The organism is Halopseudomonas xiamenensis, from assembly GCF_014219065.1.
In the GTDB taxonomy this organism is placed as follows: Bacteria; Pseudomonadota; Gammaproteobacteria; order Pseudomonadales; family Pseudomonadaceae; genus Halopseudomonas; species Halopseudomonas xiamenensis.
The window spans coordinates 209,410-232,640 of sequence record NZ_JACLGO010000001.1 but is presented as its reverse complement, the minus strand read 5'-3'; the positions used below and the strand labels follow the sequence as shown (position 1 = coordinate 232,640).

At 63.3% G+C, this 23,231-nt stretch carries 19 protein-coding genes; 4 read left to right on the top strand and 15 right to left on the bottom strand.

From position 1 onward, the window contains the following. Window positions 1-34 precede the first annotated feature (34 nt). On the bottom strand, window positions 35-1,294 hold the full coding sequence (locus H6X51_RS01140; RefSeq protein WP_221627147.1) for an alpha/beta hydrolase: 1,260 nt from the start codon (window positions 1,292-1,294) through the stop codon (window positions 35-37). A 422-nt stretch (window positions 1,295-1,716) separates the two neighbouring features. After that, window positions 1,717-3,243 (bottom strand): nitric oxide reductase transcriptional regulator NorR, encoded by a 1,527-nt coding sequence (gene norR / locus H6X51_RS01135; RefSeq protein ID WP_185265673.1) that lies wholly within the window; start codon window positions 3,241-3,243, stop codon window positions 1,717-1,719. Window positions 3,244-3,400: 157 nt separating this feature from the next. Between norR and H6X51_RS01130 the strand changes: the two genes are divergently transcribed. Next, window positions 3,401-3,955, top strand: coding sequence for a hemerythrin domain-containing protein (locus H6X51_RS01130; RefSeq protein ID WP_185265672.1), 555 nt, complete (start codon window positions 3,401-3,403; stop codon window positions 3,953-3,955). On the opposite strand, the gene H6X51_RS01125 is transcribed toward H6X51_RS01130, so the two are convergent. Next, window positions 3,950-4,384, bottom strand: coding sequence for a hypothetical protein (locus H6X51_RS01125; RefSeq protein ID WP_185265671.1), 435 nt, complete (start codon window positions 4,382-4,384; stop codon window positions 3,950-3,952). The genes H6X51_RS01130 and H6X51_RS01125 overlap by 6 nt on opposite strands. Window positions 4,385-4,474: 90 nt before the next feature. Here H6X51_RS01125 and H6X51_RS01120 point away from each other — a divergent pair, with 90 nt between their 5' ends. Further along, window positions 4,475-5,650 carry an NnrS family protein gene (locus H6X51_RS01120; protein WP_185265670.1) on the top strand — a complete coding sequence of 392 codons (1,176 nt, stop codon included), beginning with the start codon at window positions 4,475-4,477 and terminating at the stop codon, window positions 5,648-5,650. A gap of 353 nt (window positions 5,651-6,003) precedes the next feature. Here the strand turns inward: H6X51_RS01120 and H6X51_RS01115 are convergent, their stop codons facing one another. From H6X51_RS01115 to hemN, 4 genes are all read right to left on the bottom strand, one after another. Then, a complete protein-coding gene (locus H6X51_RS01115) occupies window positions 6,004-6,990 on the bottom strand; it encodes a diaminopimelate dehydrogenase (protein WP_185265669.1) in 987 nt (328 codons plus the stop codon). 384 nt (window positions 6,991-7,374) lie between these two features. Next, a complete protein-coding gene (locus tag H6X51_RS01110; protein WP_185265668.1) occupies window positions 7,375-10,053 on the bottom strand; it encodes an AAA family ATPase in 2,679 nt (892 codons plus the stop codon). Beyond that, complete coding sequence (locus tag H6X51_RS01105; protein WP_185265667.1) at window positions 10,050-11,174, bottom strand: metallophosphoesterase family protein; 1,125 nt, start codon at window positions 11,172-11,174, stop codon at window positions 10,050-10,052. Before H6X51_RS01105 ends, H6X51_RS01110 begins: the two co-directional genes overlap by 4 nt. 276 nt (window positions 11,175-11,450) lie before the next feature. Continuing rightward, window positions 11,451-12,833 (bottom strand): oxygen-independent coproporphyrinogen III oxidase, encoded by a 1,383-nt coding sequence (gene hemN, locus H6X51_RS01100; RefSeq protein WP_185265666.1) that lies wholly within the window; start codon window positions 12,831-12,833, stop codon window positions 11,451-11,453. A gap of 226 nt (window positions 12,834-13,059) precedes the next feature. Here hemN and H6X51_RS01095 point away from each other — a divergent pair, with 226 nt between their 5' ends. Both H6X51_RS01095 and H6X51_RS01090 read left to right on the top strand, forming a co-directional pair. Further along, the gene (locus H6X51_RS01095; RefSeq protein ID WP_185265665.1) at window positions 13,060-13,800 is read left to right on the top strand and encodes a Crp/Fnr family transcriptional regulator; all 741 of its coding nucleotides are present in this window, start codon (window positions 13,060-13,062) and stop codon (window positions 13,798-13,800) included. Between the two features lie 14 nt (window positions 13,801-13,814). Continuing rightward, complete coding sequence (locus H6X51_RS01090; RefSeq protein ID WP_185265664.1) at window positions 13,815-14,168, top strand: YbaN family protein; 354 nt, start codon at window positions 13,815-13,817, stop codon at window positions 14,166-14,168. Between the two features lie 3 nt (window positions 14,169-14,171). Here the strand turns inward: H6X51_RS01090 and pyrF are convergent, their stop codons facing one another. From pyrF to H6X51_RS01050, 8 genes are all read right to left on the bottom strand, one after another. Then, window positions 14,172-14,873 carry an orotidine-5'-phosphate decarboxylase gene (pyrF, locus tag H6X51_RS01085; RefSeq protein WP_185265663.1) on the bottom strand — a complete coding sequence of 234 codons (702 nt, stop codon included), beginning with the start codon at window positions 14,871-14,873 and terminating at the stop codon, window positions 14,172-14,174. A 14-nt stretch (window positions 14,874-14,887) separates the two neighbouring features. Then, on the bottom strand, window positions 14,888-16,093 hold the full coding sequence (lapB, locus tag H6X51_RS01080) for a lipopolysaccharide assembly protein LapB (protein WP_185265662.1): 1,206 nt from the start codon (window positions 16,091-16,093) through the stop codon (window positions 14,888-14,890). A gap of 5 nt (window positions 16,094-16,098) precedes the next feature. Beyond that, window positions 16,099-16,398, bottom strand: coding sequence for a LapA family protein (locus tag H6X51_RS01075; RefSeq protein WP_185265661.1), 300 nt, complete (start codon window positions 16,396-16,398; stop codon window positions 16,099-16,101). A 67-nt stretch (window positions 16,399-16,465) separates the two neighbouring features. After that, entirely contained in the window at window positions 16,466-16,759 is a 294-nt protein-coding gene (gene ihfB, locus H6X51_RS01070; RefSeq protein WP_185265660.1) for an integration host factor subunit beta, read from the bottom strand. A 487-nt stretch (window positions 16,760-17,246) separates the two neighbouring features. Beyond that, window positions 17,247-17,861, bottom strand: a complete 615-nt coding sequence (locus tag H6X51_RS01065) for an REP-associated tyrosine transposase (RefSeq protein WP_221627146.1) — start codon at window positions 17,859-17,861, stop codon at window positions 17,247-17,249. A 633-nt stretch (window positions 17,862-18,494) separates the two neighbouring features. Then, entirely contained in the window at window positions 18,495-20,177 is a 1,683-nt protein-coding gene (rpsA, locus tag H6X51_RS01060) for a 30S ribosomal protein S1 (protein WP_185265659.1), read from the bottom strand. Window positions 20,178-20,331: 154 nt separating this feature from the next. Continuing rightward, window positions 20,332-21,024, bottom strand: a complete 693-nt coding sequence (cmk, locus tag H6X51_RS01055) for a (d)CMP kinase (protein ID WP_185265658.1) — start codon at window positions 21,022-21,024, stop codon at window positions 20,332-20,334. Next, on the bottom strand, window positions 21,021-23,231 hold the full coding sequence (locus tag H6X51_RS01050; protein WP_328795600.1) for a bifunctional prephenate dehydrogenase/3-phosphoshikimate 1-carboxyvinyltransferase: 2,211 nt from the start codon (window positions 23,229-23,231) through the stop codon (window positions 21,021-21,023). The genes cmk and H6X51_RS01050 overlap by 4 nt, the downstream gene beginning before the upstream one ends.

Here is a 23,231-nt window from a genome sequence, read left to right as displayed (position 1 = left end):
AGCCGTGGCGATCCCTCGCCACGGCTGGTTCAGCTCAGTTTGCCCCGCAGGCAGGCACGTCCCCCCGTTGAGGGGTGGTGAAGGTACAACCGTAATTCGCATCGGCCACCACGGCAGGATCAAGCACCTCATCGCCGGCCGGTGCGCTACCGCCATTCACCCAGTCCAGCCAGTCGTTCATCGCCCGGGTAATTTCCTCGTCGGAGAATCCACAGTGACCGGTTGCCCGGATAGCGCGCTGTACCAAGAGTTCCTCGTTACCATGCTCCTCGGCCCCTTCGCGATACAGCTGCTGATGCCGGAACGGCACATAGAAGTCACCCAGAGTATGCAAGGTCAGCACCGGCACGCCGAAGTCGCCCGCGACCAGCGGAATCCAGCGCACCCCATCTTCCCGCGGGAGATTGGCATCCTCATCAGCGCTGACTCGCGCGATCTGTTCATTGAAAGCCAGCTCGTCCTCGGTCGGCTCCGAGCCGCTGGTCCAGCGGTAAACCTGATTCTCGTTACCATAGCCATTACGGGCAAGAATGCCGGTGATATTACCTTCGGAGCCGCCGGTACTCAGCACCGCACCCTGCCATACATCAACCGCAAAGCCTTCGTCGAAGACCGGACGCTCGCCACCGGTGAGATTGCGGGCGATACCTACCAGCCGCTCGCCGTTCACACCGCGTGGCGAGCTCCAGTTCGGAGAGGTACCGTTGAAATTGAACAAGGCTCCGAGCATCTGCGGTAGCAGATCCTGGAAGTCCGTGTAGTCCGCATCGCCATAACCGCTCAGTTCCATCAGCACCCGCGGATAGTCGCCCAGCCACTGGAACTGATTCTGCTCCGCCTGACATAGCGGCATCGCGCCCGCATAGGGCACCTTGTTCAAGGTCCTTTCCATGTTCTCGCGGTCCACCGCCGCAGCGGCGACATGACCACCCAGAGATTCACCGGAGATCAGGTAATGATCAGGCTCGGCAAGCCGTACACTATGGTCTGCCTCAAGATAGTCGATGAAATTCAGCGCCAGCTTGTTGGTGTCTTCGATACCGGCTCGTACATCGTAGTAATTGGCCGAATAGGAAGACGATGCCCAGGCGTATCCTGCCGCCAGTGCCGCATCGCGCCATGGGGTCCCCGGTACCGATGGCGGAAGATCCGGACCTGTGCCGCGATAACCATGAGTGTACATGATCAACCCATCGCCATCCCAACCGTCGGGGACTTCGACGACATAGACCGCCTCACCCTGCAATCCCGGGTATGTGCCAACATAAGTACTACTACCGGGGCGGGCAGCCACCGGAGCCTCTCGCGGGGCGAAAACGCGCTCGTCATGTTCACGGGTCATCTCGGGCGGAGCAGTTTCATCAGGATCACCGCTACTACTGCTTCCACCGCCTCCACCACCGAGACAACCGGATATCAGCAAGGCACTCAAGGTAAGGGGTAACACGGCCAGGGGGAAAGGTGTGATGCGCAAGGTAAACCTCCATTGTTTTTGTAATAGCTACCTGGGCGCGAGCGGCCCAGCGCATTCATGAGCATAGTCGAGACGGCATATGATCTGCCGCCACATAAACTACGCTGATATCACCCTACAAAGGCACCACCCAAATGGGTGACCCAAGGCTTGCAATGGCCTCGGATTGCGGGCTTGGAGGGCAGCCCGCGCCGCTGTGGCCTGAGGCGGAAGGCCATACCGGCATGGGCTTTCCAGAACGGTTATTTCAGCCCCAACCGCCGCGCCAGCTTGTGCAGGTTGCTCGCATCCAGCTCCAGCAGCCGGGCGGCCGCGCTCCAGTTGTCATCGACGGCAGCCAGCGCCTGGCGGATCTGCTCGCGCTGGCAGGCCTCGACACTCAGGCGCAGTGGCTGGATATCCTCGGCATCGGGTGCGGCCGCTGTGTCCATTCCGGTCGGGGCGCTGGTGCCACCAATCGGGATGTCCAGCAGCGAAGCGTCCAGCGACAGCATCGCCTGACGCGAGCCATTGCGTCCCAGGGCCTTGATCGCCGCGCGGCTGATGACGTGTTCCAGCTCGCGCACGTTGCCTGGCCAGTCATAGTTGAGCAGGGCCTGTTCGGCGTCCGGCGACAGCCGCAGGCTGCGCACCCCGAGACGGGCGCGATTGAGTTCCAGGAAGTGCCCGGCCAGCAGCAACGCATCGTTACCGCGCTCGCGCAGCGGCGGTACCGGCACCGGATAGACCGACAGGCGATGGTAGAGGTCGGCGCGGAAGTCGCCCTTGGCTACCGAGTCGGCCAGGTTGCGGTTGGTCGCGGCGATGATGCGCACATCCACCCGCAGCGGCTGGTCGGCGCCCAGGCGTTGGATTTCGCCATTTTGCAGGGTGCGCAGCAGCTTGGCCTGCACATGCAGCGGCAATTCACCCACTTCGTCGAGAAACAGCGTGCCACCATTGGCTGCGTCGAAGCGCCCTGCCCGGTCGCTGCTGGCCCCGGAGAAGGCGCCCTTGACGTGTCCGAACAGCTCGCTCTCGGCCAGCGATTCAGGCAGCGCCGCGCAGTTGACCTGCACCAGCGGCTTGTCGGCACGCGGCGAGTGCCGGTGCAGCCAATGGGCGAACAGCTCCTTGCCGACCCCGGTTTCGCCGGTGATCAGCACAGTCAGGTCCGAATCGGCCACCACCGCCAGCTCGTCCAGCAGGCGCGTCACCGCCGGGCTGTGGCCGACGATGCCGTGCTGCTGCAGACCGGGCAGCGCGCGGTGGTCATCGGCACGGACCATGCGCAGGGCACGGTTCTCCTGCTCCAACCGGGTCACCCGCAGCAGCGCCTCGACCAGCGGCAACAGGCGCTGCAGCTTCTGCCGGGCACGCTCGTCGAAGGTGCCGGCATTCAACGCATCCAGGGTCAGGGCGCCCCACAGGTCGCCTTGCACATACAGGCTCACACCCATGCAATCATGCACCGGCAGCGGTTCGCCGGGGGTTTCATCGAGCAGGCCGTCGTAGGGGTCGGGTAAAGGGCTGTCGGATTCGAACCAGGTGATCTCGCGCCGCGACAACAGGGCCGCCAGACGTGGTTGGCGAGCTATATCGAAGCGCCGCCCCAGCGCGTCCTGTACCAGTCCGACCGCCGCTACCGGGCGCAGGCAGTCATCCTCACGCTGCAGCAGCACCACGGCGCCACAGCCAAAACTCTCGCGCAGCACCTGCACCAGACGCTGCAAACGAATGGCTGCCGGCAGTTCAGCCACCAGGTCCGGCAGGAGAAAGTCTTCAATCATGGTTGGATATACCCTCGCGTGGTTGAGAGAACCATAACGCAATCGGGTACAAACAACCAATTAAATTTATTCTCTTTAAGTTTCAATTAGTTATGCATGGCACACAGGTTGCTTTAGATCAAGGGCAGTATCCAGCCATTCATTGGAGCCTACCAACATGTCTCGTCCCCTTTCCGATTCCACCCTCCAGCCACATCCGCCCAACGCCGTACCAGCAGCGGTCGATACCCGGATAGACGACTGGCAGGATGCACCGGCCGATGAGCTGATCCAGCATATCCTGACGTGCTACCACCAGCGCCACCGCGAGCAGTTGCCGGAGCTGATCCGCCTGGCCCGCCGCGTCGAACAGGTGCATGGCGACCACCCGCAATGCCCGAACGGCTTGGCCGATCACCTCTCGGATATGCATCAGGCACTGGAAAGCCATATGGCCAAGGAGGAGCAGATTCTTTTCCCGATGCTGCTGCGCGGCGAGCACAACCTGTCACGCGGGCCGATCAGCGTGATGCGCTTCGAGCACGACCAGCACGGCCAGGCGCTGGACCAGCTGTATGCGCTGACCAACCGGATAACCGCGCCTTTGCATGCCTGCAATACCTGGCAGACGCTGTATCGCGGGCTGGACGAGTTCTGCCGGGACCTGACCCGGCACATCCAGCTGGAGAACGAGGTGCTGTTCGTTGGCCCGGCGGCCGGGGAGCTGCTATAGGACGAACATGCTCTTGGCGCAGATCACCAGCAGCACTGCATGCACCAGCAGGCTGACATTCAGCAGATGCATGCCACGCTCGGTGATGCGCTGGCTGCGACGCAGGAAGATCAGCGCCGCGTAATGACCTATGATCAGCAGCGCCAGCAGGATCTTCAGGCTGAGCAGGGTGGCGAAGTGACTGGACAGCGGATTGGCCAGCAGGCTGCGGTACGGCCAGGCCAGGGTCAGGCCGGCACCATAGAGGACGATGGCAACCACATGGATGACCCGCCGCGCCTGCTGACCGAGAGCCTGGCTGACCGGACCGCGTACCGAGGCATCCAGGCGTCGTCCGGCGGGTGCCAGAATCAGCACCTGGAAGAACAACGTGCCGACGAAGGCCATGGCAGCGAGCAGATGCAGTGTCTTGATCAGTAGATAGGTCATGGGGTTTTCCAGTCGTTCAACAGGATGCCAACCGGGCAGTTTGCCCGAGCGGCCAGCGCAAAAAGCATATCAAGCAATCAGGAGATTTTCATGCAGGACCGTCGTACCGCCTTACCCGTGCTGTTTGCCCTGGGCTTTCGCCCGATGTTCCTGGCAGGCAGCCTGTTCGCCGTGCTTGCCGTGCCGCTGTGGATTGCCGCGCTGTTCGGCCATGTCGACCTGACTCCGGCCGGTGGCTGGCTGACCTGGCATCGGCATGAAATGATCTTCGGCTTCGGTATCGCCATCGTCGCCGGCTTCCTGCTGACCGCCATCCAGGCCTGGACCGGCGTGCCGGCCCTGACCGGCATGCCGGTGCTGCTGCTGGCTGCACTGTGGTTGGCCGGGCGCCTGCTGTGGCTGTTCAACGCCCCGCTCTGGCTGTTGTTTCCGGTCGACCTGCTGTTCCTGCCGCTGGTAGCCCTGGCCATCGGTCGCTCGCTATGGCTGGCCCGCCAGGCACGCAACTATCCGATCGTGGTCATGCTGCTGCTCCTGACCCTGTGCAACCTGCTGGCCCTGCTCGGCCTGGCCCAGGATGATTTCGCCCTGCAGCGCCATGGCGCGGTCGCCGCACTGTGGTTGATCGCCGGACTGATGGGGTTGATCGGCGGTCGGGTGATTCCATTCTTTACCCAGCGCGGCCTGGGCCTGAACGAACAGGTGCAGGCAATACCCCGCCTGGACAACCTGCTCATGGCCGGCAGCATCTTCGTCGCCCTGCTGATGCTCAGCGGTATCGGCCTGCGACCGTCGCTATGGCAGGCACCTATCTATCTGCTGCTGGGCCTGGGGCATATCGTACGCCTGCTGCGCTGGCACCACCCGCGCATCTGGACCGTACCGCTGCTCTGGTCCCTGCATCTGTCCTACGCCTGGCTGGCGCTGGCGATGATCGCCATGGCACTGTGGCACGGCGGCTGGCTACTCGGCTTTAGCCAGGCCATCCACCTGCTGGTTATCGGCGGCATGAGCGGCATGATCCTGGCCATGATCTCCCGCGTCAGCCTGGGCCACACCGGCCGCCCTCTGCAACCGGCCGCGGCCATGAGTGTGGCGTTCATCCTGATCAACCTGGCGGTACCGCTGCGCGTATGGCTGACTATTCCCATGCCACTGACCGGCTTCTGGCTGGCCAGCTTGTGCTGGGCGGTGGCGTTCGGGTTGTTCGTGTGGCATTACGCACCGATCCTGCTGGCGCCGAGACCGGACGGGCGGCAGGGGTGAGGGTTGGGTTGGGGTTGGCTCCCCCTCTCCCCCGGCCCCTCTCCCGCAAGGGGCGAGGGGTGACTCGCGTCTGAGGTTGCGAGTTTGTTCTGCAGTAATGCGGTTGTTGCCGATACCACTACAAAGCGCGCAGAGTGAGTGAGTCGCAACCAAAATGTTTACACTGAAGGTAAGTCAACACTCAAGGCGCAGCCCAGCACCGGTTCGAGCAGGAAGCACACGGTATGCCAAGCGCGAGTCACCCCTCGCCCCTCGCGGGAGAGGGGCCGGGGGAGAGGGGGGAAAGCAGGAAGCAGGAAGCAGGAAGCAGGAAGCACATGTAACCAGCTCCCCGCCAGACAAAACACCCAGCCCTACAACAACTCCCTACGCAAATCCGCCGGCGACTTCGGCGACAGCAATCCGGGTGCCACATCCAGCACGGTCTGCGCACCGACCACACCACTGCGATTCAGGCGATATGTCGCACGTGCATAGGCCACCAGCACAGCGGCGGTGAATTCGGGGTTGCTGCCCAGTTTGAGGGTGTACTCCACCACCTGGGTGGTGCCGGCAGCGGAGGTGCCGCTGCGCATGACAATACCGCCGTGGGGCATCGCAGCATGGTCGCGCTTGAGTTCTTCCTCGCTGATGAAGGTCACGCTGGTGTCGTACTCGGCGAAGTAGTGCGGCATGCTGACGATACTCTGCTCCACCTCTGCCGCGTCGGCACCTTCGGCCAGCACCACGTAGCATTCGCGCTTGTGCTTTTCCCGGGTGCTCAGCTCCGGCAGCTCACCATTGCGTACCCGCTCGATGGCAGCGTCCGCCGGAATGGTGTACTGCACCCCGGCCTTGACGCCCGGCACACGGCGCACAGCATCGGAATGCCCCTGGCTCAGACCCTTGCCCCAGAAGGTGTAGGTGCTGCCGACCGGCAGGATGGCTTCGCCGTACAGGCGGTTGAGCGAAAACAGCCCCGGGTCCCATCCGACCGAGATCAGTGCGGTCTTGCCAGCCGGTCTGGCCGCGCGGTCCACCGCTTCGTGGTATTCGGGAATGGTCGCATGAGTGTCGAAGCTGTCGACAGTATTGAACAGCGCCGCCAGGGCCGGGGCCTGCTCCGGCAGGTCGTTCTTCGAGCCACCACAGAGGATCAGCACGTCGATCTGGTCACGGAACTGTTCGATATCGGCCTGGGGATGAACTGCAACGCTGCTGTCGAGCAGTTGCACATCGGCCGGGTTGCGCCGGGTGAAGACCCCGACCAGCTCCATGTCCGGGCTCTGGGCGATGGCCATTTCCACGCCTCTGCCCAGGTTGCCGTAGCCTGCGATGCCAATCTTGATTCTCGGGTGCATATGAAAACCTGTACCTTGTCTGTGTGCCATAGCCGCCGTTGAGCGGCGGAAAAGGTGAAATTATACAGGCTGTTATGCAGCTTTATCGAACAGGGACTGCGCCGGCGCCCTCAATAGGGATGTACCCCCCCGGTCCGCGTTCAGGCGCTACGCCCGTGGGTTGGCATGCGGCATTGGTGTTACTGGCGGTCCGCTGTCGTCGAGCCGATCGCGGCCCGAGGTGCTCAACAACCCGACACCCGGGCTGCGCCTCCCCTGGGGGTGTAGCGCCCCGGTCCGCGTTCGGGCGCTACGCCTGCGGGCTGGCAGATAGCATTGGTGTTGCTGGTGATCCGCCGTCGTCGAGCAGGGGCTCGACAACCCGTAAAGCGCGGAGTTTGTGAATCACTGCACCTTCAGGCTCTCCAGCTCCCGCACCGGCACACCCATGTCCCGCCATTTGTCCGGATGACAACTGAACAGCAGCACCTGGTGCCGCTGGGCAGCGTCGAACAGGATGCGTTTCATCTGCCCCAGCCGCGGTTGATCGCTGTGCACCAGGGCATCGTCGAGGATGATCAGGGTCGGGCGGCCCGCCTCGCGCAGCAGGTCGGCATAGGCCAGCCGGCTGATCAGTCCCATCTGCTCCCGGGCTCCGAAACTCAGGGCATCGAATTCGCCGGCGTCCTGGCCCTGGCGTAGTAACCGGCCGGGCATCAGGTTCTCGTCGACCTCCAGAGTCGCCTGGGGAAACAGCAGTTGCAGGTAGTGATCCAGGTGTTTCTGCAGCGGTGCCTGCAAGCGTCGGGTCAGCTGTTGGCGTTTCTCGCTGAGCAGTTCGTGCAGCAGCGTCAACGCCCGGGCACGACGGTCGAGCTGGCGGTAGCGGCGTTGCTCGCTTTCCAGTTCGGTGGCCAGCGAGGCGCGTTGCTCCTCCAGCCCGTCAGCGCCCTCCCCCTGCAACCGCGCCTGCAGGGCGATCAGTTCGTCGCGGCGCTGGTTGAAGCCGTGCTCCAGCTGGGCGGCGCTGCTGCGGTAGCGCTGGATGTCCTGTTCGAGGATATCCGGCCTGGCACTGGCGATACGTGCGGCACGCTGGTCGCTGCGTTGCTGCAGCCGCGCCTCTTCCGCGCGCAGGGTCAGCAGGTTGTCGTTGAGCTTGTGCTGTTGCTGCTGGCGCTGCGGATCATCCAGGCGTGCCTGCAGCAGGCGGCACTCTTCCTCGGCGCTGGCCAGGCTCTGGCGCAGGCCGATAAGCTGCTCGTTGTGACGGCTGCTGGCGGCTTCGCTCTGCTGTAGTTTCTCGGCAGCCTGCTGCAATGCTCGCTCAACCGAGGCTGTATCAACGGCCTCAGTGCCCACCACCGCGGTGTCGACCGCCGCGGTATCGACCGGCGCCTGTCCCAACTGCGGCTCCAGACCGGCCAGCGCCTGGTCCAGCTCGGCCAGGCGCGCAGCCGCACCGGCCAGTTCCTGCTCCAGCACCTCGATACCGGCCGGCGCGTGGCTGAGCAGCAGCTTGCGGTTGGCCTGGATGGCGGCGCTCTGCGCCTTGGCCTGCTGCAGCTGTTGCCGCGCCTGGTCCAGCGAACTGACGCCCAGTTCCTCGCACAGGGCCTGCCATTGCTCCCGGGCGCGTTCGCTGTCGCGGGCCAGTCTGGCCAGGTCCTGGCCGCCGGGGGTGATGATCAGTTTGCCGAGACCGGCGATATCCAGTTGGGTTTCCTGCAGCAGCAGCAGGTCATCGCTGCCGCTGAGCTGCTGCTGGTCCAGGTTGATCTGCTGGCCGGGCAGCAGTTCATAACGCAACCGGGTGGCGCTGCTCTGCTGGCGAATATCCAGCTCCCGCAGCTGGTTGTGCACCTGCTCCAGCTGCGCCAGCTGTCTGTCGTCGATGCGGACGGCGGCCAATGCCTGCTGCTGGGCGACCAGTTCGTTCTGCAACTGACGCGCCTGTCCCAGGCTGAGCTGCAGTTGCTGCTGCTGTTTCAGCAGTTGCTGCCGCTCCCGCTCAAGCGTCTGGTAGCGGGCCTGTTGTCGAGCCTGGCGCTCCTGCTGCTGGGTCTGCTGGTAGGCTGCCTGTGCAGCATCTCGCGCCGCCAGCAGTTCCGCCTGCTGCCCGACGAGCTGCTCGAGCTGCTGCTGCAACTGCTGGCGCTTGCCCTGGCGCTGCTGCAGTTCGCTAGCCTGTTCCTCCTGGCTGCGCAACTGCTCCAGCACTATCTGCCGGTGGCTGCGCACCCGCTCCAGCGCCTGCAGATCGCGCTGCTGTTCTTCGGCCTGACGCTGGACCTCGGCGTACTTGCGCTCGGCCTCCTGCTGCTGCACCCGCAGCGCCTCCCAGGGCTTGTCGGCCTCATCCCGGGCCTGCTGCTGACGCAGCTCACCCAGCCGATCGACCTGCTGGCGATAGGCGACAATCCGCTGGTCGAGCGCCTGCAGTTGCTCATCCAGCGCCGCGATCCGTTCGCCACTGGCCTTGTAGTCACCACGGGGCTTGCCGGTGCCGGTGAGCAACTCGTCGAGCTGGAGGCGAACCTGCCTGGTGATCTCGTCGCCACCGCTGCTGGTGACTTCCCCCAGACTGGCGCCCAACACCGCTTTCAGATGGTCACCGGCATGACTGACCGCCTCGCCCAGTTCCTGGCCCATGCCCTGCTCGATCCACAGCAGCCCCGGTATGCCCCAGTGCTCGGCCTTGCTGGCGCCCCGGTTAGCCACATTGAAGCCGAGCATGGCGGCGAGCTGTTCCTCCGCTTCGTCGCCATTGAAGCGCTGGCCGTCGACGCTGAGGTCGCAGCGCTTGCGCTGCAGAAAGCGCTTGCTCAACTGCCACTGCCGGTCGCCGTGACTGAACTGCAACTCCACCTCCGGCGCCGCAGCGGAATCTCCCCAGGGTCGCAGGTCGGTGAGCGTGCCGGAACTGTGCCGCTCGAAAAAGGCCGCGCGGATGGCGCGCACCAGGGTGCTCTTGCCGGACTCGTTGGGGCCGCAGATCAGGTTCAATCCGGGGTCGAAGCCGTCGATGACCAGCGGCTCGCGAAACTGCCGGAACTGGCTGACGCGCAATTGTTCGAGCTTCATGCCGTGGTTCCCCCCGCCTGCCGTTCACGCAGCAGGCCCGCGAGGATGCCGAGCGCTTCCCGGGCGAGTTCCGGCTCATCCGCCTGCTGCATGTCACGCAACTGGCCGATCACCTCGTCCAGATAGCCATCGGCCTGCAGCGCAGCGATATCCGCCTCGGTGGGCAACAGCCGCAGCCCGTCCAGATCACATTCCAGTACCCGGTGCTGCGCTTCGGCGCGGCCGAGGGCGAGCTGCAACCGCTGTTCTCCGGCCAGATCCAGCTCCCCTTCCAGGGTCAGGCTGATGACGCTGCTGCGCTCGACCTGATCCAGCTCCTCGATCAGCGCATCCAGGTCCGAGGCCACCTGCAAGCGCCGCTGCCACTGCAGCCAGGTGAACTCGCCGATGGCGATGGGCGTCACCTGCGGTGCGTCACCAGGCGCTTCGAGGCGCACATCCAGTACCTGTCCGGCGCCATTGCTCTTGAACCTGTCCTGCTCCGGCGTACCGCTGTACCAGGTACGGTCGTCGATCCGCCGGCAGCCATGCCAGTCGCCGAGGGCCAGGTAGTCGAGCCGGGCACGTTCTGCACGCTGCGGGTCGATCGGGTTGGGCGAGTCGATATCCTCAGCGAGAATGCCCTGCACACTGCCGTGGGCCAGGCCGATACGCAGTAGGCCCGGCGGGGTCTGCGCATGGTCGAACCAGGCGCTCAGGTCATCGAAGCTCTGGCGCTGGGTCAACGGCGCCGGCAGGATGGCGAAGCCCAGTTCGGCGAACGGCATCACCTCCGGGGTCAATGCCAGGTGGACGTTGCCGGGCACCGCGTTGAGCCGCTGGGCGCGACTCCAGATGCTTTCCGCCAGGGCGGCATCATGGTTACCGGGGAGCATGATCCAGGGCCCGGCATAGCCCTGGGTAGCGAGGAACAGACGGCGCAGTGTGCGATCGGAAATGGTCTGGGCGTCGAATACGTCACCGGCAACCAGCACCGCATCCACCGCCAGTTCGGTTGCCAGGGCGGCGATGCGCTCGACAGTGCCCAGCCGGGCCTGGGCCAGGGCCGGCCCGTCCTCCGGGCCGAAGCGGTCGTACTGGCGACCGATCTGCCAGTCGGCGGTATGCAGAAAGCGCGGCATGTATTTCCCCCATGCGAATCTGTCCGGTACCGCGCGTTGCGCGCGATGCCATGGACAGAGGATTGTAAACGCATGGGGCGAACAATGCTGCCGCATTGCATGGTGCCGATTGACTCAAAGTGGCCGGTGGATCCTTCGCCTGCGCGAAGGATGACGGGGTATGGGAAGGATGACCGGGCGTGGGAAGGATGACCGCGCATGGGAAGGATGACGGTGTTTGAAGGTAGCGTGTTGAAAGCCTTACCCTTGCCCTTGATGCGATTACCTTTGCAAATGTCAGACGATCTGGGCGTAACGCGTGCTGTCGGTGGCGTACTGGTACGCATCGAACACCATGCAGATGCGCGCCACCAGCGGTCGGCCGGCCGGCAGCACTTCGATACCGGAAATGCTCAGGCGAATCAGTCCATCCTCGTGCATCTGCCGCAGCGTACCCAGGCAATCGGTGAAATAGGTGGCGAAGTCGATATTGAAGCGTTGCTCGATATCCGCGTAGCGCAGCCGGAAATGACACATCAACTGGCTGATCACCACCCGCCGCAGCCGGTCGTCGGCACTGCACTTCAAGCCCTGACGCAGTGCCAGGCGGCCTTCCTCCAGGCTTTGCTGATACTGCTTGAGATCACTGCTGTTGCGACAATAGAGATCACCCACCTGGCTGATGGCGGAAACACCCAGGCCGATCAGGTCACATTCGACGCCGGCGACATAGCCCTGGAAGCTGCGGCTCAACTCGCCGGTCTCCTGGGCGTTGCTCAGGCTGTCATCGGGCAAGGCGAACTGGCCCATGCCGATATAGCGGTAGCCGGCCTGCTGCAGCCGGGCCACGCTGTTGCCGCAGATCTGCAGGCGGGCATCGGTACTCGGCAGCTCGGCCATATCGATCCGGCGCTGGGGCAGGAACAGGTCCGGCAGGTGAGCGTAGTTGTACAGGGTCAGCCGGTCCGGCTTCAGCTCGATGATGGTCTCCACGGTGCGGGCGAAGGACTCCACTGTCTGCCGGGGCAGGCCGTAGATGAGATCGATATTGACCGAGCGGTAGGCCAGTGCTCGCGCCGCGTCCATCACCGCCTGGGTCTGCTCCAGGCTTTGCAGACGGTTGACTGCCCGCTGCACCTCCACGTCCAGATCCTGGACGCCGAAGCTGACCCGATTGAAGCCCAGCTCGCGCAGCAACCCCAACGTCGACCAGTCGGCCTCCCGCGGGTCGATTTCGATGCTGTGGTCGGCAGTATCGTCCTCATGCAGATTGAAGCGTTCACGCAGCCTGCCCATCAGCCCGCGCAGGTCGTCATGCCCGAGGAAGGTCGGCGTGCCCCCACCCAGGTGCAGCCGCTCCACCTGCTGCATGCCGCCCAGATGTGGGCTGATCAGATCGATTTCCCGGTACAGTGCCTGCAGGTAGGGTTGGGCGCGACTGCGGTCCTTGGTGATGACCTTGGTGCAGGAGCAGTAATAGCAGATGTTGGCGCAGAACGGGATGTGCACATACAGCGACAAGGGCCGCCCTTTTCTGCCGCTTTCATGCAATGCGGCAAACAGATCGCCCGGCAGGATACCATCCTGGTACTGGGCAAGCGTGGGGTAGGAAGTGTAGCGCGGTCCTGGCTTATCGTAACGGCGGATCAGGCCCGCGTCCCACTCGACTGGATCGGACATGGATAGGTGCTCCGGTGCATATCGTGCTGATGCTGGCGAGACTACGCGCTTCCCTACCGCGCCACTTTGACGCATATCAAGAAGACTCCGGATCGTGCTCGCCGGAGCTGTTGCGCCTGACGACGAGTCCATGTGGCCCGAAGACAGCATAATTAGTACCTTGGGTATGGCATGCAGCAGCGTAAATGCTTACTCTGCAAGCAAGTGAATAAAGAGCAGACAAGCCATGATCTCGACCCAGGAACAACGGCAGATGATTCTTCGTCATCCGCTGTTTTCTCATTTTCACCAGGCCGCCCAGGAAGAACTGCTGGCCGATGCGCAGGTACGCGAATATGCGCCCCAGGCTCTGATCCAGCGCCAGGGCGATCCCGCTGAGCGTTTCTATCTGGTGCAAAGCGGCAAGGTAAAGCTGTATCGCATCTCGGCCGATGGCAAGGAGAAGGTGGTGGAGATCATTACCGCCGGCAATACCTTTGCCGAGGCGGTCATGTTCATGCAGAAATCGGTGTTCCCGGTGTGCGCCGAGGCGCTGGAGCCAGTCAGGCTGGTCGGCTTTTCCAACCGCCTGATGCTGCGGCACCTGGAGCAGAATCCGCAGACCTGCCTGAATCTGCTCGGGCACATGAGCGTGCGCCTGCACCAACGCCTGGATGAGCTGGAGAACCTGACCCTGCAGAATGCCACCCAGCGCTTGGCACTGTATCTGGTCGGTCAGGTGCGCGACCGTGCGACCGACAGTGCTGAAATCGAACTGGTGCTACCCAAGAGCCTGATCGCCGCACGCCTGTCGATCAAGCCGGAAACCTTCTCGCGGGCCATCGCCAATCTGCGCGAGCGTGGGCTGATCGACAGCCGGGCCCGGCATATCAGCATTCCCAGTATCCGCAACCTGCTCGACGAGTTCGCCGGCGGCCAGCAGAGTCCCGAGTACAAGGCTGGCATCATCGCCAGCGATACCCCCTGAAAACGAACATGCTGATGAAGTGGGTATGGCGCAGCATCGCCTCGGTCGCCGTGGCCCTCGGCGCCCTCGGTGTGCTGCTGCCGGGACTGCCGACCACGCCCTTTCTGCTGCTGGCCGCCTGGGCTGGCGCACGCGGCTGGCCGGAGCTGGAGCAACGCCTGCTGCGGCACCCGCACTATGGTCCGATGATCCGCGACTGGCGCGAGCACCGCGCCGTCCCACGTCGCGCCAAGTGGCTGGCCAGCGCCTTGATGGCCAGCAGTATCCTGATGATCTGGCTGCTGCCGGCACCGATGCTGCTGCGTGTGTTTCTCAGCCTGTTCCTGCCCTGCGTTGCGCTCTGGCTGTGGACTCGCCCCGAGTCCTGATATTCAGCTCTGCAGGCTGTCGAGAACGGCGCGCAATGCCTGGGCTGGGTCGGCAGCGCCGGTGATCGGGCGACCCATCACCAGATAGCTGCTGCCATTGTCCATGGCCTGGCGTGGAGTGACGATGCGCTTCTGGTCATCGGCACTGGCTTCCTCCGGACGGATACCCGGGGTCACCAGCCTGAACTCCTCGCCAAGGGCCCCACGCAGTGCCTTGGCTTCGCGCGCCGAACAGACCACGCCATCCAGGCCGCAGTCCTGGGTCAGCCGCGCCAGGCGCTGCACCTGCACCATCGGCTCGATATCGATGCCGACTTCCTGCAGGTCTTCCTGCTCCAGGCTGGTCAGCACGGTAACCGCGGTCAGCAGCGGGCGCGTACCGGCGCGGCGCTCGAGTATCTCGCGACAGGCTTCCATCATGCGCCGACCACCACTGGCATGCACGTTGACCATCCATACCCCCAGCTCGGCGGCAGCCTGCACCGCATGCGCCGCGGTGTTGGGGATGTCGTGGAACTTGAGATCCAGAAAGACCTCGAAACCCTTGTCCTGGAGGGCCTCGACCACAGCCGGACCGGTTGCGGTGAACAGCTCCTTGCCGACCTTGACGCGGCACTGCGCCGGATCAAGGCGATCAGCCATGGCCAGCGCCGCGGCCATGTCAGGGAAATCCAGAGCAACAATTATCGGGGTTTGGCAGGGCATTTCTCTTTCCTGTATCAAATGGGTCGCAGCGACGGACTGGCCGCAGCCAGCTCCCGCCCTTTCAAAGGTCGTATCGTCGACCAGCCGTGGCAGGTCGGGCATTGCCAGTGCAGCTGCTTGCCGGAGAAGCCGCAGACCTGGCAACGATACTTGTGCTTGTCGATCAGCAAGGCCTCGACAATCCCGCGCAGGATCATCAGGTTGGCATGTCCGCGCGGCTCGACACTGTCCTTGTGCAGGTCGATCAGGTACAGCAGCCCGCTCAGCGACGGCTGCTGCTGCAAATGGACAAGCACGTATTTGCTCGCCGCATTCAGGCCACTGCGCTTGTTCAGCTCATCGGCCCGGGCCAGCACCGTCGCCATCATCGGCGGCTGGTTATTTTCCAGTACCCCGTCCAGATATGCCAGCAGATCCAGCGAACCGGCATCGGCCAACCGGTGCAGCAGCGGCAACGCCTGGGGCACGAAATCCGGATCGTGGGCGGCCAGCCGTCGCAACCACTTGAGCACTTCCCGCTCACGCCCCTGGGCCAACTCCAGCTCGGCCAGCATCAGCATGGCGCGCACGTTTTCCCGCTGGGTAGCCAGCGCGTCGAGCAGGTGGCGCCGGGCCTGCTGCTGTTCCTTGCGTGCCAGCGCTTCCCGGGCCAGCTCGCAATGGTAGTGGGCCAGGGTCACGGCGAAAGCGTCGCGCTCCTTGACCAATCGCCGTCCGACATCCACCGCCTGCTGCCAGTCCCGCTCGCGCTCGTGGATGCGCACCAGGTCAGCCAGCGCCTCGGCACGCAGGCTCGAGTCCGAGTCCACCAGTTCGTCGAGCAATCGCTCGGCCCGATGGTGCAGCCCCACCGCCAGATAGTCCCGGGCCAGCTCGAACTGCACACGGTCGGCCTGCAAGGCAGTGAGGTTGGGCCTGGCCAGCAGGTTCTGATGCACCTTGATCGCCCGCTCGACATCGCCACGCTGGCAGAACAGCTTGCCGATGGCGATATGGGTTTCCACGGTCTCGGGGTTGACTTCCAGGGCACGGATGAAGGTTTCGATCGCCTCGTCCGGCTGCTCGTTGAGCAGGTAGTTGAGGCCGATGAAGTATTGCTTGTCGATGGCACTGCCATGGGGCGCCAGCATCACACCGACCTTGATCGCCTCACGGCGCCCAAGAAACCAGCCAATCCCAAGCGCCCCCATGAACAGCCCGAGGAACAGCAGTTCCTGCATGATGATCAGCCTTTGACAGCCTGGGTACGCAGCTTGTCGACTTCCTTGCGATAGCGGTTCAGCTCATTGGTCTGCACCATCAGGCGCAGGCGCAGGCGGGTAGTGATCAGCCAGCCGATGAAGATGCCCAGCAGACTGCCGAGAATGAAGGCGATGACGACGAACAGGGAAACGGGAAGTTCGGGAGAGGATACTTCGAGAAACTGCAAGGCGATATTCTGCTGGTTCTCCAGCATGAAATCCATGGTCGCCAGTGCCACCAGTAACAGAACGATGATCAGCACCGCGCGCTTGAGCCATTGCATGCCACACCACTCCCATCCGTTAAGCAGGAGGGCAGTATAGCGCAGCCTGACGCCCAGTTATACCGAGTCAGGTGGTTTCAAGCGACTCGTTGACCCGGTCACGCAGTTCCTTGCCGGGTTTGAAATGCGGCACGTACTTGCCTTCCAGCGCGACCGAATCGCCGGTCTTGGGATTGCGGCCAATACGCGGCGCCCGGTAGTGCAGTGAAAAACTGCCAAACCCCCGTATCTCAATGCGCTCCCCCGTGGCAAGCGCCATCGACATGTGTTCCAGCATGGCCTTGATGGCCAGTTCGACATCCTTGGCTGATAACTGGCCCTGTTGCTCGACTATGCGTTCGATCAACTCAGACTTGGTCATGATTTTCCCTTTTTATTCAATCGACTAGGATCCGTTTTAATTGGTTTTACCATGCTTGACGGAATTTGAACAGCCTGATATGCGATGCGTAGGTCAGCGCCCTGCTCCACTGGCGATGGTGAAGCAAGCCAAGGCCTGTCAACCGGAACGCACGAGGCTCGCACCACTGTCGTCGAGTCCGATCGCGGCCCAGTCAACGTGACCCGGTCCAATCGCGGCCCGAGGCGTTCGACAACCCAAGACCCGGGATACTCGCACCTGGGGGTGTAGCGCGCCTGCGCTACGCCGAGCGGGCCTGAAGGGAAGCAGGGGCTGGTCGTCCGCTGTCGTCGAGCGGGCGCTCGACAACCCAAAGCTCGGAACATCCGCACCCGGGGTGTAGCGCGCCTGCGCTACGCCGGGCGGGCTTGAAGGCAAGCACGGGTATGACTGGTTGCCCGCTCGACAACCCGAACTCGAGGTGCAGCGGTACTCCGGGCTCCTGCCATTACCCTTCAGCACGATAGGTGCTTGACCAGCGCCACTGCTCTGGCGAAGCACATAATCCCGCCTTCACCGGATTCTGATGAATGTAATGAACAGCCGTCGTGAGATGCTGCTCATCGCGTATGAACCTGTCCCAATAATCCCGCATCCAGAGAGTGCGCCCGGGCACACCCAGCCCGAGCCTTGCGTTATGCAACAGCATCCACCGCGTGGTCATGGATTTCCAGGTCTGGACTATGCGCGGCAGCGAATATTGCGGCTCGATCAGCACATGCACATGGTTCGGCATGATGCACCAGGCGATGAGCCTATAGCGACGGCCGTCATGATGGAAAAGCGCCTCCCGCACCACCGCGGCCAGCTCCGGATGAGCCAGGGCGCAGCAGCCCAACCCGGCGTCGAGCCACCCTTCGATGGAGCGCCTCCTGAACCCGTCCTGCTGCATAGCCGGCATCGATCGATCTTCCTTGAGCAATTGTCTCAACAGGGATTGCGGTAGAGAGTCAGCCAGGCGGAAGGTGATGAATTGATAAACGGCCGGTACATCCCGGTGCGGAGCGGAGCCGGAGTAGTACCAGCCTTTCCAGGCGGGGCTTGGATAATCACTCCGTGGCATGTCCCCCTCCTCCATATCCATGCAGTGGTTGAACACTCTACTGATGCTCGGCATTCCATTCCGCGACCTGAGCCACAATTTGGGATTTCCGGCCATCGCGTTGCCGGATACTGGGGTGTAGCGCGCCTGCGCTACGTCGAGCGGACTTGAAGGGAAGTATGAATCTGGCTGGTCGTCCGCTGTCGTCGAGCAGGGGCTCGACAACCCGAGACACGCACCACGCTCCTGGAGTGGAGCGCGCCTACGCTACGCCGGACGGGCTTGCAGGGTGGCACGGGGCTGGCTGATTGTCCGCTGTCGTCGAGCGGGCGCTCGACAACCCGAGATACGCAGCGCGCTCCTGGGGGTGTAGCGCGCCCGCGCTACGCCGGACGGGCTTGCAGGGTGGCACGGGGCTGGCTGGCCGCCCGCTGTCGTCGAGCAGGGGCTCGACAACCCGAAACACGCACCGCGCTCCTGGGGGTGTAGCGCGCCTGCGCTACGCCGGGCCAGCACTGCGGCCACAAAAAATGGCCGGGAGCCATTTTTGACGTCACGCAGTGACGGCCCGAAGGGTGGTCGCCAGGGATGGCAGACCACAAAAAAGGGCGACCGAAGTCGCCCTTTTTCATTGGATCACGCAGGCACTATTGATCAGTTGCCCTTGTTTTCCATCTGCTGCTTGATCAGATCACCAATGGTGGTCGGGCCAGCGGACAGCATTTCCTGCTTGCGCAGGTCCTGAATGGCTTCTTTCTCGTCTTCGACGTCCTTGGCCTTGATCGACAGACTGATGACACGGCTCTTGCGGTCAACGCTGATGATCTTGGCTTCGACTTCGTCGCCGACGTTCAGCGCGTTGCGTGCGTCTTCAACGCGGTCGCGGCTGATTTCGGAGGCTTTCAGGGTGCCTTCGATGTCGTCACCCAGGGTGATTACCGCGCCCTTGGCGTCAACTTCCTTGACGGTACCGGTAACGATGGCGCCTTTCTCGTTCAGGGATACGAAGTTGGAGAACGGATCGTCTTCCAGTTGCTTGATACCCAGGGAGATGCGCTCGCGCTCGGGGTCAACGGACAGGATAACGGTTTCCAGCTCGTCACCCTTCTTGAAGCGACGTACGGCTTCTTCGCCGACTTCGTTCCAGGAGATGTCCGACAGGTGAACCAGACCGTCGATGCCGCCGTCCAGACCGATGAAGATACCGAAGTCGGTGATCGACTTGATGGAGCCGGAGATCTTGTCGCCCTTGTTGAACTTGCTGGAGAACTCTTCCCACGGGTTCATCTTGCACTGCTTGATGCCCAGGGAGATACGACGACGGTCTTCGTCGATGTCCAGCACCATGACTTCCACTTCGTCGCCAACCTGAACGACCTTGGAAGGATGGATGTTCTTGTTGGTCCAGTCCATTTCGGAGACGTGAACCAGGCCTTCGACGCCCTCTTCCAGCTCGGCGAAGCAGCCGTAGTCTGTGAGATTGGTGACCTTGGCGTTGACGCGGGTGCCTTCCGGGTAGCGACCGGTGATGGCAACCCATGGATCTTCGCCCAGCTGCTTCAGACCCAGGGAAACGCGGTTGCGCTCGCGGTCGAACTTCAGCACCTTGACGTCGATCTCGTCACCAACGTTGACGATCTCGGACGGATGCTTGATGCGCTTCCAGGCCATGTCGGTGATGTGCAGCAGGCCGTCTACGCCGCCCAGGTCAACGAACGCACCGTAGTCGGTGAGGTTCTTGACGATACCTTTGACAACCTGGCCTTCCTGCAGGGTTTCCAGCAGGGCTTCGCGCTCGGCGCTGTTCTCGGCTTCGAGCACGGCACGGCGGGAAACGACAACGTTGTTGCGCTTCTGGTCCAGCTTGATGACCTTGAATTCCAGTTCCTTGCCTTCCAGGTGCGCGGTGTCGCGAACCGGGCGGACATCGACCAGGGAACCCGGCAGGAACGCACGGATGGTGTTGACGTCGACGGTAAAGCCACCCTTGACCTTGCCGTTGATGACACCCTTGACGATTTCTTCTGCGGCGAAAGCTGCTTCGAGGACTTTCCAGGATTCGGCGCGCTTGGCCTTCTCACGGGACAGTTTGGTTTCACCGAAACCGTCTTCGACGGCGTCCAGTGCAACGTGTACCTCATCACCCACGCTGATGGTCAGTTCGCCCTGATCGTTCAGGAACTGCTCGCGCGGAATGACACCCTCGGATTTCAGGCCGGCGTGAACGGTGACCCAGTCGGAGTCGATGTCCACAACGATACCGGTGATGATGGAGCCCGGCTCCATATCAAGGGTTTTCAGGCTTTCTTCAAAAAGTTCGGCAAAGCTTTCGCTCATTTGGATTCCTGTAAAAGTGTAATAAGGCAGTAACCGCCCGGCCGCTCAACGCGGGCCCTGCAGCCGACTTGCCCGCCACGCCACCAGCTTGCGTGGGTTGATGATATTGACACCTTTGCCGGTGGTGCTGGTTACCCGGCAAAGGACTCCCTGATCAGCCCAGCAGGTTGCGCTTGCGCGCTTCCGTCTGCACTGTTTCAAGTACACTTTCGATGCTCATGTGCGAGGAATCGATCAGGATGGCGTCCTCAGCAGGCCGTAATGGCGCGATGCTGCGGTTCATGTCCCTTTCGTCCCTGGCATTGATTTCATCGAGAAGACCCGCAAGACTAGCAGTTTCGCCCTTTTCGAGCAACTGCCGGTAGCGCCGTTCGGCGCGGATTTCCGCACTGGCGGTAAGGAATATCTTCAGCTGGGCATCGGGAAACACCACAGTGCCCATGTCGCGACCGTCGGCTACCAGCCCGGGGGCCTCACGAAACGCCTGCTGGCGCGCCAGCAGCGCCTGACGAACGGCCGGCAGCGCCGCCACCTGGGAAGCGCCAGCGCCGGTTGCTTCGGTACGGATGCCGCGGGTGACGTCCTCGCCTTCGAGGATGATGCGCTGCTCGCCGCCGTCCTGGTCAACGATGAACTGCACGTCCAGGTGCGCGGCCAGGCTGGTGAGGATTTCCTCGTTGGTCAGGTCGGCGCCGTGGTTGCGCGCAGCGAAGGCCAACAGCCGGTACAGTGCGCCGGAATCGAGCAGATGCCAGCCCAACCGCGCGGCCAGCATGCCCGCCAGGGTGCCCTTGCCGGAACCGCCCGGGCCGTCGATGGTGATGACCGGTGCCGCTTGCTGACTCACGCGTTTTCCTCCTGGCGGATCACGATACCCACCGACTTCGCCAGGTCGATGAACCCGGGGAACGAGGTGCCGACATGAATACAATCGGTGATGCGGATCTGGCCGGTGGCGCGCAGCGAGGCAATGGCAAAGGACATGGCGATACGGTGATCCATATGGCTGTCGATGGTGCCGCCGCCCATCTCGCCACCTTCGATGATGACACCGTCGGGGGTCGGGTCAGCCTTGATACCCAAGGTCTGCAGCCCATCGGCCATGACCTGAATGCGGTCGGACTCCTTGACCCGCAGTTCCTCTGCACCACGCAGTACGGTACGCCCTTCGGCGCAGGCGGCAGCGATGAACAGGGCCGGGAACTCGTCGATCGCCAGTGGCACCTGGTCCAGCGGGATCTCGATGCCCTTGAGACCGGCGTAGCGCACGCGGATATCGGCCACCGGCTCACCACCCACTTCACGCTCATTGCCCAGGGTGATGTCGGCGCCCATGGCACGCAGGATGTTGATCACGCCGACCCGGGTCGGGTTGATACCCACGTGTTCCAGGGTCAGGTCCGAGCCTTCGGCGATGCTGGCGGCGACCATGAAGAAGGCGGCCGAGGAGATGTCCGCCGGCACATCGATCTTGCAACCGGTCAGCTTGTGGCCCGGCTCGATGGTGACCCTGGCACCCTCGACCTTGACCGGATAACCGAAGCCCTTGAGCATGCGCTCGGTATGATCCCGGGTCGGCGCCGGCTCGGTCACCGAGGTGCTGCCGGCAGCGTACAGGCCGGCGAGCAGCAGGCAGGACTTGACCTGGGCACTGGCCATCGGCATGACATAGTCCATGCCCTTGAGCTGGCTTTGCCCGCCGTGGATATGCAGCGGCGGACGCCCCTGGTCGGCGGTGTCGATGCTCGCGCCCATTTCGCGCAGCGGATTGGCTACCCGCCCCATCGGACGCTTGCTCAGCGAGGCGTCACCGGTCAGTTCGGTGGAGAAGTTCTGCCCGGCCAGCAAGCCAGCCAAAAGGCGCATCGAGGTGCCCGAGTTGCCGACATAGATAGGTCCGGGAGGAGCCTGCAGGCCGTGCAGGCCAACACCATTGATGGTTACCCGACCGTGCTGCGGCCCCTCGATGACCACGCCCATGTCGCGGAACGCCTGCAGGGTGGCCAGGCTGTCCTCGCCCTCCAGAAAGCCCTCGACCTCGGTCACGCCTTCGGCGATGGAGCCGAGCATGATCGAGCGGTGGGAAATGGATTTGTCGCCCGGAACACGGATACGACCTTGTACGTTGGCCCCGGGGCTGGCAATGAAGTTGATAGATTGAGTCTGCATGGGTTCCATATATGCCCTGCGGGCCAAGATCTTGCTGAAATGCTCGCGTGCGGAGCGGGCCCGGGTAAACACCCCCAGCAGGGTATTGGCGTCACCCTCCTCGACCGCCGCGCGCAAGCGGCTTAAATCACGGGTGAAGGTATCCAGGCTGCGCAGTACCGCATCGCGGTTGGCCAGGAACACATCACGCCACATTACCGGGTCGCTGGCAGCGATCCGGGTGAAATCTCGAAAACCACCGGCAGCATAGCGGAATATCTCCAGGTTTTCGCTGCGCGAAGCCAGCGTATCCACCAGTGAGAAGGCCAGCAGGTGCGGCAGATGGCTGGTAGCGGCCAGCACTTCGTCGTGGTCCTGCAGCGGCATGTCCTCGACATCCGCGCCCAGTGCCTGCCAGGCCCGGCGCACCAGAGCCAGCGCCGCCGGATTGGTATCGGCCAGCGGGGTGAGGATCACCTTGTGCCGGCGAAACAGCCCCGCATCGGCCGCTTCCACCCCACTGCGCTCGGAACCGGCGATCGGATGGCCGGGCACGAAATGCGGCGGCACGCAGCCGTAGGCTTCGTGTACCGCCTCAACCACGGCACTCTTGGTGCTGCCGGTATCGGTAATCACCGCCTGGTCCAGCTGCAGCGCCGCCAGCTGTCGCAACACGCCCTGCATGGCCAGCACCGGTACCGCCAGCAGGATCAGCTCGGCGCCCTGCACTGCGCTGGCCAGATCATCGGACATGCTGTCGACCACGCCGAGCGACACCGCCAGGCGCTGGATTACCGGATCGGGATCACAGCCGACCACCTCCCGGCACAGGCCGGACTGACGTAGCCCCTTGGCGAAGGAGCCGCCGATCAGCCCCAGGCCGACGACCGTCACGCGGCCGATTAT

What these genes read in the sequence shown, in the direction of transcription:
- norR (WP_185265673.1), bottom strand. Translation starts at nt 3,243, where the DNA reads ATGATTGAAGACTTTCTCCTGCCGGACCTGGTGGCTGAACTGCCGGCA.
- H6X51_RS01130 (WP_185265672.1), top strand. Translation starts at nt 3,401, where the DNA reads ATGTCTCGTCCCCTTTCCGATTCCACCCTCCAGCCACATCCGCCCAAC.
- H6X51_RS01125 (WP_185265671.1), bottom strand. Translation starts at nt 4,384, where the DNA reads ATGACCTATCTACTGATCAAGACACTGCATCTGCTCGCTGCCATGGCC.
- H6X51_RS01120 (WP_185265670.1), top strand. Translation starts at nt 4,475, where the DNA reads ATGCAGGACCGTCGTACCGCCTTACCCGTGCTGTTTGCCCTGGGCTTT.
- H6X51_RS01115 (WP_185265669.1), bottom strand. Translation starts at nt 6,990, where the DNA reads ATGCACCCGAGAATCAAGATTGGCATCGCAGGCTACGGCAACCTGGGC.
- H6X51_RS01110 (WP_185265668.1), bottom strand. Translation starts at nt 10,053, where the DNA reads ATGAAGCTCGAACAATTGCGCGTCAGCCAGTTCCGGCAGTTTCGCGAG.
- H6X51_RS01105 (WP_185265667.1), bottom strand. Translation starts at nt 11,174, where the DNA reads ATGCCGCGCTTTCTGCATACCGCCGACTGGCAGATCGGTCGCCAGTAC.
- hemN (WP_185265666.1), bottom strand. Translation starts at nt 12,833, where the DNA reads ATGTCCGATCCAGTCGAGTGGGACGCGGGCCTGATCCGCCGTTACGAT.
- H6X51_RS01095 (WP_185265665.1), top strand. Translation starts at nt 13,060, where the DNA reads ATGATCTCGACCCAGGAACAACGGCAGATGATTCTTCGTCATCCGCTG.
- H6X51_RS01090 (WP_185265664.1), top strand. Translation starts at nt 13,815, where the DNA reads ATGAAGTGGGTATGGCGCAGCATCGCCTCGGTCGCCGTGGCCCTCGGC.
- pyrF (WP_185265663.1), bottom strand. Translation starts at nt 14,873, where the DNA reads ATGCCCTGCCAAACCCCGATAATTGTTGCTCTGGATTTCCCTGACATG.
- lapB (WP_185265662.1), bottom strand. Translation starts at nt 16,093, where the DNA reads ATGCAGGAACTGCTGTTCCTCGGGCTGTTCATGGGGGCGCTTGGGATT.
- H6X51_RS01075 (WP_185265661.1), bottom strand. Translation starts at nt 16,398, where the DNA reads ATGCAATGGCTCAAGCGCGCGGTGCTGATCATCGTTCTGTTACTGGTG.
- ihfB (WP_185265660.1), bottom strand. Translation starts at nt 16,759, where the DNA reads ATGACCAAGTCTGAGTTGATCGAACGCATAGTCGAGCAACAGGGCCAG.
- H6X51_RS01065 (WP_221627146.1), bottom strand. Translation starts at nt 17,861, where the DNA reads ATGCCACGGAGTGATTATCCAAGCCCCGCCTGGAAAGGCTGGTACTAC.
- rpsA (WP_185265659.1), bottom strand. Translation starts at nt 20,177, where the DNA reads ATGAGCGAAAGCTTTGCCGAACTTTTTGAAGAAAGCCTGAAAACCCTT.